General features: G+C 62.6%; 12 protein-coding genes. All 12 read left to right on the top strand.

The features are described 5' to 3' along the window. Positions 1-21: 21 nt before the first annotated feature. The 12 genes from NKH19_RS04905 to NKH19_RS04850 all read left to right on the top strand — a co-directional run bounded on the left by NKH19_RS04905 (position 22) and on the right by NKH19_RS04850 (position 14,148). Complete coding sequence (locus NKH19_RS04905; RefSeq protein ID WP_352864965.1) at positions 22-1,272, top strand: NAD(P)/FAD-dependent oxidoreductase; 1,251 nt, start codon at positions 22-24, stop codon at positions 1,270-1,272. Between the two features lie 32 nt (positions 1,273-1,304). Next, positions 1,305-2,306 carry a 4-hydroxyproline epimerase gene (locus NKH19_RS04900; RefSeq protein WP_352864963.1) on the top strand — a complete coding sequence of 334 codons (1,002 nt, stop codon included), beginning with the start codon at positions 1,305-1,307 and terminating at the stop codon, positions 2,304-2,306. 334 nt (positions 2,307-2,640) lie between these two features. Beyond that, positions 2,641-3,543, top strand: coding sequence for a branched-chain amino acid ABC transporter permease (locus NKH19_RS04895; RefSeq protein ID WP_352631950.1), 903 nt, complete (start codon positions 2,641-2,643; stop codon positions 3,541-3,543). A 4-nt stretch (positions 3,544-3,547) separates the two neighbouring features. Then, entirely contained in the window at positions 3,548-5,143 is a 1,596-nt protein-coding gene (gene livM, locus NKH19_RS04890) for a high-affinity branched-chain amino acid ABC transporter permease LivM (protein WP_352864961.1), read from the top strand. Beyond that, a complete protein-coding gene (locus NKH19_RS04885) occupies positions 5,143-6,693 on the top strand; it encodes an ATP-binding cassette domain-containing protein (protein WP_352864959.1) in 1,551 nt (516 codons plus the stop codon). The genes livM and NKH19_RS04885 overlap by 1 nt, the downstream gene beginning before the upstream one ends. Continuing rightward, complete coding sequence (locus NKH19_RS04880) at positions 6,693-7,421, top strand: ABC transporter ATP-binding protein (RefSeq protein ID WP_352864958.1); 729 nt, start codon at positions 6,693-6,695, stop codon at positions 7,419-7,421. Before NKH19_RS04885 ends, NKH19_RS04880 begins: the two co-directional genes overlap by 1 nt. A gap of 111 nt (positions 7,422-7,532) precedes the next feature. Beyond that, on the top strand, positions 7,533-7,880 hold the full coding sequence (locus tag NKH19_RS04875; RefSeq protein ID WP_352864956.1) for a DUF6867 family protein: 348 nt from the start codon (positions 7,533-7,535) through the stop codon (positions 7,878-7,880). Positions 7,881-8,017: 137 nt separating this feature from the next. After that, complete coding sequence (locus NKH19_RS04870; protein ID WP_352864953.1) at positions 8,018-9,136, top strand: branched-chain amino acid ABC transporter substrate-binding protein; 1,119 nt, start codon at positions 8,018-8,020, stop codon at positions 9,134-9,136. A 303-nt stretch (positions 9,137-9,439) separates the two neighbouring features. After that, positions 9,440-12,898: a pyruvate carboxylase gene (pyc, locus tag NKH19_RS04865; protein WP_352981887.1), complete on the top strand. Its 3,459-nt coding sequence runs from the start codon at positions 9,440-9,442 to the stop codon at positions 12,896-12,898. 180 nt (positions 12,899-13,078) lie between these two features. Beyond that, positions 13,079-13,339, top strand: a complete 261-nt coding sequence (locus NKH19_RS04860) for a DUF2312 domain-containing protein (RefSeq protein WP_013529099.1) — start codon at positions 13,079-13,081, stop codon at positions 13,337-13,339. 50 nt (positions 13,340-13,389) lie between these two features. After that, positions 13,390-13,830 carry a hypothetical protein gene (locus NKH19_RS04855; RefSeq protein WP_352864949.1) on the top strand — a complete coding sequence of 147 codons (441 nt, stop codon included), beginning with the start codon at positions 13,390-13,392 and terminating at the stop codon, positions 13,828-13,830. A 6-nt stretch (positions 13,831-13,836) separates the two neighbouring features. Next, complete coding sequence (locus NKH19_RS04850) at positions 13,837-14,148, top strand: hypothetical protein (protein ID WP_352864947.1); 312 nt, start codon at positions 13,837-13,839, stop codon at positions 14,146-14,148. The last annotated feature ends 99 nt before the right edge of the window (positions 14,149-14,247 follow it).

The following is a 14,247-nucleotide window of genomic DNA, read 5'->3' as shown; positions in this document are numbered from 1 at the left end:
CATGCGGCTTGGCGTGCAACGATGAATAGCAACGTTGCAATCGACATCGCCATCATCGGTGGCGGCATCATCGGCATCTGCGCCGCCGCCGCTCTCGCTGAGGCGGGACGCGATGTCACGATCTTCGATCGGACGGGCATTTGCGAGGAGACGAGCTCCGGCAATGCCGCCGCCTTTGCCTTCTCCGACGTGATGCCGATGGCGCATAAGGGCATGATGCGGCAGCTGCCGAAATGGCTGGCCGATCCGCTCGGCCCGCTCAGCATTCCGCCGGCCTATCTGCCAAAACTTCTGCCCTGGCTGATCCGCTTCTGGCGCGCCGGCGCGCCGGGAAAATACGAGGCGAGCCTCGCCGCTCAGGCGGGCATGATGAAGCTCGCCGAAGCGGAATGGATGGGCCTGCTCGATCGGTCCGGTACACGATCGATGCTGCGCGAGGATGGTTCGCTCGAACTCTACGAAAGCGAGGCCGAGTTTCAGGCTGGGCTGCCTGGCTGGGCGGCGCGCGGGCGTTTCGGCATCGGTTTCCGCCATGTCGAGGGCGAGGACCTGGCTGCCTTGCAGCCGGGGCTTTCGCCGCGCTTCGTCAAGGGCACGTTCGTCCCGGGATGGATGACGGTCGCCGACCCGAAACTGCTCGGCAAGGCGGTGTGGGCCTACGCGCAGACCAAGGGGGCACGCTTTGAGATGGCTCGGATCGAGCGCGTCGCGGCGGATCATGACGGCGCCGCGCTGACATTGGCCGACGGCACGACGAGGCAAGCCAGGCACCTTGTCGTCGCCGCCGGCGCCTGGTCGCATCTGCTGGCGAGGCAACTCGGCGATCGCATCCCGCTCGAAACCGAGCGCGGCTACAACACGACGTTGCCGCCGAGCGCCTTCGACGTGAAGCGGATGCTGATCTTCTCCGGCCATGGCTTCGTCATCACGCCGCTCGAAACGGGGCTGCGCGTCGGCGGCGCCGTCGAACTCGGCGGTATCGAGCGACCGCCCAATTATGCCAGGTCGAAAGCGCTGCTACGGAAGGCGCAGAAATTCCTGCCGGGGCTCGATCCCTCGGGCGGGCGCGAATGGATGGGGTTCCGTCCCTCGCTGCCGGATTCAGTGCCCGTCATCGGTCATGCATCGGGAAGCCGATCGGCGGTTTATGCTTTCGGCCACGGCCATCTCGGCTTGACCCAGGCGGCGGCCACCGGACGGTTGATCCGGGAACTCGTCCTGGGGCAGACTCCGTCGATCGATCTGGCCCCCTTCAGTCCACATCGTTTTTGATTTTCGTGGGTTTTGATTTTTCGAGGAGCGTCATGGCCAAGAAATCCTTCTTCTGCATAGACGGCCACACCTGCGGCAACCCGGTCCGTCTGGTCGCCGGTGGCGGCCCGCTGCTGCAGGGTTCGACGATGATGGAACGGCGGGCGCATTTTCTGGCCGAATATGACTGGATCCGCACCGGGCTGATGTTCGAGCCGCGCGGCCATGACGTGATGTCCGGCTCGATCCTCTATCCGCCGACGCGCGAGGATTGCGACATCGCCATCCTGTTCATCGAAACCTCCGGCTGCCTGCCGATGTGCGGCCACGGCACGATAGGCACGGTGACGATGGCGATCGAGCATGGGCTGATCAAGCCGAGGACGCCGGGCGTGCTCAGGCTCGACACGCCGGCCGGCCTGGTCATCGCCGAGTACAAGCAGGTCGGCGACTATGTCGAGGAGGTGCGCATCACCAATGTACCGTCTTTCCTCCATGCGGAGGGGCTGACGGTCGAATGCCCGCAGCTCGGCGAAATCACCGTCGACGTCGCCTATGGCGGCAATTTCTACGCCATCGTCGAGCCGCAGAAGAACTATCGCGACATGGCCGACTATTCGGCGGGCGACTTCATTGCCTGGAGCCCGGTGGTGCGGCAGCGGCTCAATGAGAAATATTCCTTCGTGCATCCCGAGAACCCAGGCATCAACCGGCTGTCGCACATGCTGTGGACCGGCAAGCCGACCAACCCCGAGGCCGACGCCCGCAATGCCGTTTTCTACGGCGACAAGGCGATCGACCGCTCACCCTGTGGCACCGGCACCTCGGCGCGCATGGCGCAGCTTCATGCCAAGGGCAGACTCAAGGCCGGCGACAGCTTCGTCCATGAATCGATCATCGGTTCGCTTTTCAAGGGCAAGGTCGAAAAGGATGTCACCGTCGCGGGCAAACCGGCCATTGTTCCCTCGATCGGTGGCTGGGCGCGGATGACCGGATTGAACACCATTTTCATCGACGACCGCGATCCGTTCGCGCATGGTTTTGTGGTCAAGTGAAGGGAAAGCTGACCCTACGGCAAGGAGCGGAACGAAAAACGGACTATGTCAGTAACGCAACGATTCTTCTCATCACCTAATTTTGACGGCGATTTCTTCGAAACGAGGTGCATGATGCGGTCGAATCGTCAAAGACATTGCGTTATGCCAATGGTAGGGTCCGCGATAGTCCAGGGGCCGGGTGGGAAAAAACGGGCAATCAGACGGCGTGTCGGCAAAACGCGCATGACGATTGAAAAATGACGTTGCAATCCGGGCTCGAAACTTTACGACTAGGGGAAATACGAAAAGGAATGCGTCTGCATGGGCGACATTCCAGGGGAGCCACGTACACATGCAGTACTTTGTCCAGCAGCTTATCAACGGGCTGACGCTGGGATCGATCTATGGGCTGATCGCAATCGGCTACACGATGGTCTACGGCATTATCGGCATGATCAACTTCGCTCATGGCGACATTTTCATGGTGGGTGCCTTCACGGCCCTGATCGTCTTCCTCGCTCTAGGCGCGCTGTTCTATTCGGTGCCCGTGGTGCTGGCGCTGCTGCTCATGATGATCGTGGCTATGCTGCTCACCAGCCTCTACAATTGGACGATCGAGAAGGTTGCCTACCGGCCATTGCGCGGCTCGTTCCGGCTGGCGCCGCTGATCACAGCGATCGGCATGTCGATCGCGCTGTCGAACTTCGTCCAAGTGACGCAGGGGCCGCGCAACAAGCCGATCCCGCCGATGGTCAGCCAAGTCTACAACATCAACGGCATCAGCGTGTCGCTGAAGCAGATCATCATCGTCATCGTCACGGCGCTGCTGCTGGCGCTGTTCTGGTACCTGGTCAACAGGACTTCGCTTGGCCGAGCGCAACGCGCCTGCGAGCAGGACCGCAAAATGGCGGCGCTGCTCGGCATCGATGTCGACCGTACCATATCGATCACCTTCATAATGGGCGCGGCGCTTGCCGCCGTCGCCGGCACCTTGTTCCTGATGTATTACGGTGTCATCGCCTTCTCGGACGGCTTCACGCCCGGCGTGAAAGCCTTTACCGCAGCGGTGCTGGGCGGCATCGGTTCGCTTCCGGGCGCGGTGCTCGGCGGGCTGATGATCGGCTTCATCGAGAGCATGTGGTCGGCCTATTTCTCGATCGACTACAAGGACGTCGCGGCGTTCTCGATCCTGGCGATCGTGCTGATCTTCCTGCCTTCCGGCATATTGGGCCGGCCAGAAGTCGAAAAGGTCTGAGACCATGGCCGTCACCGTATCTCCGGAGCGCGACGTCGTCGCCACCCCTGTCCAACGCGCTCTCAAGGAAGCCTTCTATGCCGGCGCCATCGCGCTTGGCCTGTTCGTGCTGTTCATCGGGCTGAAGACCGGTCAGAACATCTCCAATGAACTGGTCCTGACCGCGCGCTGGGGCCTGCTTGCCGCAGTGGTGATCGCCACGGCGGTCGGGCGGTTTCTTTATGTCGCCTATGGCCAGCCCTTCTTGGCCAACCAGAAGATCGCCGATGTTGCCACCGGCCTGTTGCCGGCCAGCGTCGCATCACGCTTCTTCCAGTTGCCGGCCTTCATCGCGGCCGTCATCGCCGCGGTGCTGCTGTTCGTTTTCAGCAATTCTCTCCCCGGATGGGTCGGAGCAGAACCCGCCGGCTATCTGCAATTCCTGCGCGCGCTCGCGGTCATCTATCTGCTGGCTTGCGTGATCTATTACTTCCGCGCCTTCATCCATGCCAACTTCAACAAATTGGGCGTCACGGCTCTGGTGCTGTATCCGATCCTCGTGGTGGCGGTGCTGTCGCTGAACGCCTGGTCGATCGCCAGCGGGCTGCAGGGTTCGCTGAAATGGGTCGACAATTTCGGCATCCAGATCCTGATCTATGTGATGCTGGCCTGGGGCCTGAACATCGTTGTCGGCCTCGCCGGCCTGCTCGACCTCGGCTACGTCGCCTTTTATGCGCTTGGCGCCTATTCCTATGCGCTTCTCGCCACGCACTTCGGCCTGTCGTTCTGGATCCTGTTGCCGGCCGCCGGCGCCATGGCCGCCCTCTGGGGCGTGCTGCTCGGCTTCCCCGTGCTGCGCCTGCGTGGCGACTATCTGGCTATCGTGACGCTGGCTTTCGGCGAGATCATCCGCCTGGTGCTGATCAACTGGCGCGACGTGACCAACGGTTCGGCCGGCATTTCCGGCATTCCCAAGGTCAGCTTCTTCGGCCTGATGTCGTTCAACGTGTCTGACTCGAACTACATCGCCAAGGTGCTGGGCATCGCCCAGTCAGGCGCCTACTACAAGATTTTCCTCTATTATCTGATCCTGGGCCTGTGCCTGCTCACCGCCTTCGTCACCATCAGGCTGCGGCGTCTGCCGGTCGGCCGCGCCTGGGAAGCGCTGCGTGAGGATGAGATCGCCTGCCGGTCTCTGGGCATCAACACGACGACGACCAAGCTCACGGCTTTTGCCACGGGCGCCATGTTCGGCGGCTTCGCCGGCTCGTTCTTCGCCGCGCGGCAAGGTTTCGTCAGCCCGGAATCCTTCGTCTTCCTGGAATCGGCCATCATCCTGGCCATCGTCGTTCTCGGCGGCATGGGCTCGCTGGTCGGCATCGCGGTTGCCGCGATGGTGATGATCGGCGGCACCGAGGCGCTGCGCGAACTCGACTTCCTCAAGCAGATATTCGGGCCGGACTTCACACCGGAGCTCTACCGCATGCTTCTGTTCGGCATGGCCATGGTCATCGTCATGCTGTGGAAGCCGCGCGGCTTCGTCGGCAGTCGCGAGCCGACCGCCTTCCTCAAGGTGCGAAGAGCGGTCTCCGGTTCCTTCACCAAGGAAGGCCACGGCTGATGAATGCGAGCACATCCATGAACGACGCCATCCTGCGGGTCGAGCATCTGTCGATGAAGTTCGGCGGCCTGGTCGCCATCGGCGACCTGTCCTTCACCGCCAAGCGCGGTGAGATCACCGCGCTGATCGGACCCAACGGTGCCGGCAAGACCACCGTGTTCAACTGCATCACCGGCTTCTACAAGCCGTCGGAAGGCATGATCACGCTCAACCGGAACGACGGCTCGAGCTATTTGCTCGAACGTCTGCCCAACCACGAGATCCCGGCGCGCGCCAAGGTGGCGCGTACGTTCCAGAACATCCGCCTGTTCTCGGGCATGACGCTGCTGGAGAACCTTTTGGTTGCCCAGCACAACAAGCTGATGAAGGCCTCGGGCTATACGGTCCTTGGCCTGTTCGGCTTCAGCGGCTACCGCAAGGCCTCCGCCGAATCGGTCGAACTTGCCAGGCACTGGCTGGAGAAGGCCGATCTCGTCGACCGCGCCGACGATCCGGCCGGCGACCTGCCCTATGGCGCGCAGCGCCGCCTCGAGATCGCCCGCGCCATGTGCACCGGTCCGGAGCTTTTGTGCCTGGACGAGCCGGCCGCTGGCCTCAATCCAAAGGAATCCGCAGCGCTCAACGAGCTGTTGATCGACATCAAGAACACATCAGGCGCCTCGATCCTGTTGATCGAGCATGACATGTCGGTGGTCATGCAGATCTCAGACCATGTCGTGGTGCTGGAATATGGCCGCAAGATCTCCGACGGCAGCCCGCAATCGGTGCGTACCGATCCGCGCGTCATCGCAGCCTATCTCGGCGTCGACGACGAGGAAGTCGAGTCGGTGCTGACAGAAGTCGGCGACGAAGACGTCATCGAACAGCTCGATACGGGACCGGATGCAGCACACGGCCCGGGAACATCGTCGTCTTATCTCGCCGGGCCGGTGACCGACACGGTCGGCCACAGTTCGGGCGAGCGGGTCACGGTGGCCAAGGGCGCGTCAAAGGCCGGTCAGGTCGACGCAAAATCGCTCGCCGCGGCAAACAAGGCGGCCTCGCTGGCGGCTGTGCCGCCTACGCCGCGCGCTCCGGCGGGGAGGGCAAAGCCTGCTCCGAAAGCGGCGTCAAAGGCGGCAACCGGAACGGCGGTGAAGTCGACTGCGCCGGCCAAGCCGGCAGCCAAGGCTCCTGCCGCGAAGGCCCCTGCGGCGACGGCTGGGGGAATCTCCAACCGGCTGCCAGCGCCTCGCGGCGGCAAGGCCGATAATTTGACCCGCATCAAGGGCATCGGTTCGGTCAACGAGAAGAAGCTCAACGATCACGGCATCTTCCACTTCGACCAGATCGGCGCCTGGAAAAAGGCCGACGTCGAAGCCGCCGAAGCCTATCTTGCCTTCGATGGGCGCATCGCTCGTGAGGAGTGGGTCAAGCAGGCCAGGCTGCTCGGCCAGGGCAAGGACACGGAATTTTCGCGCCGGGTCGATGCGGGCAAGGTTGCGACCAGCCATACTTCCGGGAAGACTGCCGCCAAGCCCGTGGCGGGCAAGCGCGGAGGGGGCAAGTGATGGCCGGGACAACGCTGCTCGATATCAAGGGTGTGCAGACCTATTACGGCAACATCCGGGCGCTGAACGGCGTCGATGTCACCGTGAAGGAAGGTGAGATCGTGGCGCTGATCGGCGCCAACGGCGCCGGCAAGTCGACGCTGATGATGACTATCTTCGGCGCGCCGCGCGCCCGCGCCGGCACCATCACATTCGCCGGCACCGACATCACCCAGATGCCGACGCATGAGATCGCGCGCATGCGCATTGCCCAATCGCCCGAGGGCCGGCGCATCTTCCCGCGCATGACGGTGATGGAAAACCTGCAAATGGGCGCCAGCCTCGACAACCTCAATCACTATGACGAGGACGTCGAGAAGGTGTTCACGCTGTTCCCGCGGCTGAAGGAGCGCATCGCCCAGCGCGGCGGCACGCTGTCGGGCGGCGAGCAACAGATGCTGTCGATCGGACGCGCGCTGATGGCGCGGCCAAAGCTGCTTTTGCTCGACGAACCGTCGCTGGGTCTCGCGCCGCTGATCGTCAAACAGATCTTCGACGCCATCCGCGAGCTGAACCGCACCCAGGGGCTGACCGTGTTCCTGGTCGAGCAGAACGCCTTCGGCGCGCTCAAGCTCGCCACGCGCGGCTATGTCATGGTCAACGGCAACGTGACGATGAGCGGTACCGGCAAGGAACTGCTCGCCAATCCGGAAGTGCGCGCCGCCTATCTCGAAGGCGGACACCACTGAGTTTAGAGCGGATGTGTGCGTTCGATATTCCGCTCCAAATTGTTTGTTTGTCGCATGATCCTTGTCCGAAAAGTCTGCAACTTTTCGGGATCATGCTAAGGAGACTTCATCATGCAGGGCATTCTCTATGAGGAACCCTCGATCTGGCAGTTCTTCTTCGTCACCTGTCTGCTCGGCGGCTGGGCGGCCTGGATGACGGGCAAGGCCAGCGCGCAGACCTGGCGCAGCTTCATCCAGCTGTTCGCCTACATGCTGGGTCTCGGCATCGGCATCCGCTTCATCCATCACGCGCTGTTCGGCGGCACGATGTTCTCGCTGCACTACTATGTCGTCGATACAATCGTGCTGATGATCCTCGGTTTTGTCGGCTTTCAATACACGCGCACCAACCAGATGGTGACACAGTATAATTGGCTCTACGAAAGAGCTTCAATCTTGAGCTGGAAACCGAAAGGTTGACGTTCATCATTAGCGCCGCATCGGAATTGAATCGGCGTGACAAGTGCCTGAAAATCGGCAAACTATGCTTTCTGCGATAAGGGTGGGCATCGCATGAAAGCTTCATCCACGCCCACTCCGTAAATGGGAGCGTTTAAATGAAAAAGTCACTTTTGTCCGCCGTCGCCCTGACCGCGCTGGTCGCGTTCGGCGGCAACGCGTGGGCTGACGTCATGTTCGGCGTAGCCGGTCCGATCACTGGTCCGAATGCCGCCTTCGGCGCGCAGCTTCAGAAGGGTGCGGAAGCCGCTGTGGCCGACATCAATGCCAAGGGCGGCATCAATGGCGAGCAGATCAAGCTCGAAGTCGGCGACGACGTCTCCGATCCGAAGCAGGGCATCTCGGTTGCCAACAAGTTCGTCGGCGACGGTGTCAAGTTCGTGGTCGGGCACTTCAACTCGGGCGTCTCGATCCCGGCATCGGAAGTCTATGCGGAAAACGGCATCGTCGAGATCACCCCGGCCGCCACCAACCCGAAGCTCACCGAGCGCGGCCTGTGGAACGTGTTCCGCACCTGCGGACGCGATGACCAGCAGGGTAGCATCGCCGGCGCTTATCTCGCCGCGAACTTCAAGGACGCCAAGATCGCCGTCGTTCACGACAAGACCACCTACGGTCAGGGCCTTGCCGACGAAACCAAGAAGGCGATGAATGCCAAGGGCCTGACGGAAGTCATGTACGAAGGCATCAATGTCGGCGACAAGGACTTCTCGGCACTGATCGCCAAGATGAAGGAAGCCGGCGTAACCATCATCTACTGGGGCGGCCTGCACACCGAAGCCGGCCTTATCATCCGCCAGGCGGCTGACCAGGGCCTCAAGGCGACACTGATTTCCGGCGACGGCATCGTGTCGAACGAGCTGGCTTCGATCGCAGGTGACGCGGTTGCGGGCACGCTCAACACGTTCGGCCCGGACCCGCGCCTGATCCCCGCCAACAAGGAACTCGTCGAGAAGTTCCGCGCGCAGGGCTTCGAGCCGGAAGCCTACACGCTCTACTCCTACGCCGCCGTACAGGCGCTCGCCGAAGCAGCGACCGCTGCCAAGTCGAACGACCCGCAGGCAGTTGCCAAGGCGCTGCATGAAAACGGCCCGTTCAAGACCGTGCTCGGCGACCTGTCCTATGACGCCAAGGGCGACCCGACGCTGCCCGGCTACGTCATGTACGAATGGAAGAAGGGCGCCGACGGCAAGTACACCTACATCCAGAAGATGTAAGCTCGTCAGTCTCCAGACTTTACGGATGCCCGGTGCTTCGCGCCGGGCATTTTTCTTTTGAGGCCGTTGCCTCTCCATCGAGGCCGGCAGACCAATCCAGCCCGGGCCTTTAGCCCGGAAACGATCGCGCGTTGACCGCAATGCCCATCGCTTCGCTGCGTGTTCGACTGAATGCGACCGCCCTTGGCGCAAAGATTCCATTTCAATCGGTTTAAATGCCTGTCAATTTCGTTTGCACTGCAGCATTTTCACGCTAATCATTGCGCCGATTTCTCTTCCCTTCCGTTGCTGGAGCCTCAGTCCTTGGCCATCACGAAGATCCTCGTCGCCAACCGGTCCGAAATCGCCATTCGCGTCTTTCGCGCGGCCAACGAACTCGGTCTCAAAACCGTGGCGATCTGGGCCGAGGAGGACAAATACTCCCTGCATCGCTTCAAGGCCGACGAGAGCTACCAGGTCGGACGCGGGCCGCATCTGACCCGGGACATGGGACCGATCGAAAGCTATCTGTCGATCGAGGAGGTGATCCGCGTCGCCAGGCTCTCGGGCGCCGATGCCATTCATCCCGGCTACGGCCTGTTGTCGGAAAGCCCCGAATTCGCCGATGCCTGTGCCGAGGCCGGCATCACCTTCATCGGGCCGAAGCCGGATACGATGCGCCGGCTCGGCAACAAGGTCGCGGCGCGCAATCTCGCCATCGAGGTCGGCGTGCCGGTGATCCCCGCCACCGATCCGTTGCCGGACGACATGGATGCGGTCAAGAAACTGGCCAAGCAGATCGGCTATCCGGTGATGCTGAAGGCATCATGGGGCGGTGGCGGCCGCGGCATGCGCGCCATCCGCGCCGAAGCCGACCTTGCCCGTGAAGTCACGGAAGGCAAGCGCGAGGCGAAAGCCGCATTCGGAAAGGACGAGGTCTATCTCGAAAAGCTGATAGAGCGCGCCCGCCATGTCGAGGTGCAGGTGCTGGGCGACACGCATGGCAACGCCGTGCATCTGTTCGAGCGCGACTGCTCGATCCAGCGCCGCAACCAGAAGGTCGTCGAGCGGGCGCCGGCGCCATACCTCGAAATGTCGCAGCGCGAGGAGCTTTGCGGCCATGCGCTGAAGATCGCCCGCGAAACCAGCTATATCGGCGCCGGCACGGTCGAGTTCCTGCAGGACGCCGACACCGGCAAATTCTACTTCATCGAGGTCAACCCGCGCATCCAGGTCGAGCACACCGTCACCGAGCAGGTGACCGGCATCGACATCGTCAAGGCGCAGATCCACATCCTCGACGGCTTCGCCATCGGCACGCCGGAATCGGGCGTGCCGATGCAGATGGACATCAGGCTGAACGGCCACGCCTTGCAGTGCCGCATCACCACGGAAGATCCCGAGCATAATTTCATCCCGGACTACGGTCGCATAACCGCCTATCGCGGCGCGACGGGTTTCGGCATCCGCCTCGATGGCGGCACCGCCTATTCCGGGGCGGTGATCACCCGCTTCTACGATCCGCTGCTGGAGAAGGTGACGGCGTGGGCGCCGACGCCGGCGGAGACCATCGCCCGCATGAACCGGGCGCTGCGCGAGTTCCGCATCCGCGGCGTCGCCACCAATTTGACCTTCCTCGAAGCGATCATCAACCACCCGAGCTTCGCCGACAATTCCTACACGACGAAGTTCATCGACACGACGCCGGAGCTGTTCCAGCAGGTCAAGCGGCAGGACCGCGCCACCAAGCTGCTCAACTATCTGGCCGACGTGTCGGTCAACGGTCATCCCGAGACGCGCGGCCGGCCGCAGCCGAAGGCCGACGCGGCCGCACCATTGGTGCCCTATCTCAACGGCAATGTGCCTGATGGCAGCAAGCAGAAGCTCGACGTGCTCGGACCGGAGAAATTCGCCGGCTGGATGCGCGACCGGAAAGAGGTGCTGGTCACCGACACGACGATGCGTGACGGCCACCAGTCGCTGCTGGCGACGCGCATGCGCACGCATGACATCGCCGGCATTGCCGGCACTTATGCGCGCGCCCTGCCGCAGCTCCTGTCGCTCGAATGCTGGGGCGGCGCCACCTTCGACGTTGCCATGCGCTTCCTAACCGAAGACCCGTGGGAGCGGCTGTCGCTGGTGCGCGAGGCGGCGCCCAATGTGCTGCTGCAGATGCTGCTGCGCGGCGCCAACGGCGTTGGCTACACCAACTATCCCGACAATGTCGTGCAGCATTTCGTCAAGCAGGCGGCCGCCGGCGGCATCGACCTGTTCCGCGTCTTCGACTGCCTGAACTGGGTCGAGAACATGCGCGTCGCCATGGATGCGGTCGGCGCCGAGGGCAAGCTGATCGAAGCGGCGATCTGCTACACCGGCGACATCCTCGATCCGGCGCGGGCGAAATACGACCTCAAATACTATGTCGGCCTGGCCGGGGAATTGCAGGCGGCCGGCGCCCACATCATCGCCGTCAAGGACATGGCCGGACTGCTGAAGCCTTCCGCCGCACGTGTGCTGTTCAAAGCGCTGCGCGAAGCGACCGACTTGCCGATCCATTTCCACACCCACGACACGTCAGGCCTGTCGGCGGCGACGGTGCTGGCGGCGGTCGACAGCGGCGTCGATGCTATCGACGCGGCGATGGATTCGCTCTCGGGCAACACCTCGCAGCCATGTCTCGGCTCCATCGTCGAGGCGCTGAAGGGCACCGAGCGCGATCCGGGCCTCGACCCGCAATGGATCAGGAAGATCTCGTTCTACTGGGAAGCGGTGCGCAACCAGTATGCGGCCTTCGAAAGCGACCTCAAGGGACCGGCCTCCGAAGTCTACCTGCACGAGATGCCGGGCGGACAGTTCACCAATCTCAAGGAGCAGGCGCGTTCGCTCGGGCTGGAGACACGCTGGCACGAGGTGGCGCAGACCTATCACGACGTCAATCTGATGTTCGGCGACATCGTCAAGGTGACGCCGTCGTCCAAGGTCGTCGGCGACATGGCGCTGATGATGGTGAGCCAGGATCTCACCGTCGCCGATGTCGAGAACCCCAGCAAGGACATCGCCTTTCCGGACTCCGTGGTGTCGATGCTGCGCGGCGATCTCGGCCAGTCGCCCGGCGGCTGGCCTGACAAGCTGCAGAAGAAGGTGCTAAAAGGCGACAAGCCGATAAAGGCGCGGCCTGGCTCGCTACTGAAGCCCGCGGACCTCAAGGCCAACCGCAAGGAGATCGAGGAGAAGCTCGAGCGCAAACTCTCGGAGTTCGAATTCGCCTCGTGGCTGATGTACCCGAAGGTGTTTACGGATTTCGCCGGCGCGCAGGAAACCTACGGTCCGGTCAGCGTCCTGCCGACGCCGACCTATTTCTACGGCATGAAGCCGGAAGACGAGATATTCGTCGATATCGAGAAGGGCAAGACGCTGGTGGTGCGCTGCCTTGCCATCGGCGATGTCGACGAAAAGGGCATGGTCACCGTGTTCTTCGAGCTCAACGGCCAGCCGCGCCGCGTCAAGGTGCCCGACAGGGCGCATGGCGCGTCCGCCGCCAAGGCCCGCCGCAAGGCCGAGCCCGGCAACGAGGCCCATGTCGGTGCGCCGATGCCGGGTGTCGTCTCCGCACTTTCGGTTGCCGCCGGCCAGGCCGTGAAGGCCGGCGACGTGCTGCTTTCCATCGAGGCGATGAAGATGGAAACGGCGCTGCATGCCGAGCGCGACGGCACCGTCGCCGAGGTGCTGGTCAAGGCCGGCGACCAGATCGATGCCAAGGATCTGCTGATCGTCTTCGGATAAGGTGTATTGATATTCAGATGATGCCGGCCTGACCTCAATCTCAACACACCTTAGGGTGTGCCCAACCCTTCATGCAGCATCGATAACGGCTTGACCCGCCGCCGCCGGTCGGGCATCGAACCGGCTCGAATTTGCCGCCGTCGTCGCCGAGTCGCGGCGCGGAAACGATGTGGAGAAAAAATGGCCGACGATATCACCGATACCAGCCAGACTGTTGCCGCCGGCCAGCTGCGTGCCTTCATCGAGCGCATAGAGCGGCTCGAGGAAGAGAAGAAGACCATTTCCGACGACATCAAGGAAGTGTTCGCCGAGGCCAAGGGCACCGGCTTCGACACCAAGGCGATGCGCACGATCATCCGGCTGCGCAAGAAGGACCAGGCCGAGCGGCAGGAAGAGGAAACTATCCTCGACCTGTACAAGGCCGCGCTCGGCATGGTGTAAGACTAACCGACCCGGCATCCAATGCGGTTGCCGGAGAAACGGTTTGAACCATGAGCGAATTCGACTTCGGCGCCCGCCGTGCTTCTGAATTCCGCCAACGCGGCTTCTGGATGCTGTTCGCCGAGCGGCATCCGGAAGAAAAGCCTCTGATGGCGAGGCGCGGACCCTGGTTCTGGCAACGCGGGCTGCCCGACTTCGCGTTGGTCCTTTCCATGTATGTCGCGCCGGCGCAGAACCATGTCGGCGTCTTCTTCGGCCGCAACGAGAAGTTCGGCGCCACGCAAGCCTGGTCGCGGTTGAAGCCGTTCCAGCCGGCGATCGAAGACAGGCTGAAGCTCAGGCCGGAACAGAGTTGCGAGGGCCTCGGCATCAATTCGATGTGGCGGGTGAATTGTTATGCCGAGGACAATTGGCCGGCTATGACCGACTGGCTGGTGACCGAATGTTCGCGTATCGAACATGCGGTGACCGAAGTCCTGGGGCAGGGGTGATATCAGGTGTTGCCAGAAGGCGTCGGATCCTTCTTCCGCTCACGTTGGCAAGGCCGGGTGCCGCTCGACCGGCTGTTCTGGCGCGACCTTGCCCTTGTCGGCACGGCGCTCAACGTTGCGTCCGCGGTGACCGCGATTATCGTGCTTGCGCTGAAGCTGCCGCTTGTGCTGGTTCTGGCGGTGCATTTCGCGCTGGTGCCCTACAACATCTTCCTGACCTTTGCCGTCTGGCGAACCACGGAAAGGGCCGGTGGCACCAAGGCCTCGTTGATGGCGCTCGGGGCTACATTGTGGCTGATCCTGACGGTCGTGGCCTGATAGCGCGAGACGGGCGCCTGTCGTGTTCGCCGGAGTTCCTGCCGCCCAAAGAAAAGGGCGGCCGCAGCCGCCCTTTCCACTTATCCAGCGATCGTTTGG

It is taken from the genome of Mesorhizobium sp. M1338 (assembly GCF_040318045.1).
Lineage (GTDB): Bacteria > Pseudomonadota > Alphaproteobacteria > Rhizobiales > Rhizobiaceae > Mesorhizobium.
Note: the sequence above shows the minus strand (reverse complement) of the source record. Positions and strands in the feature narration are given on the sequence as shown.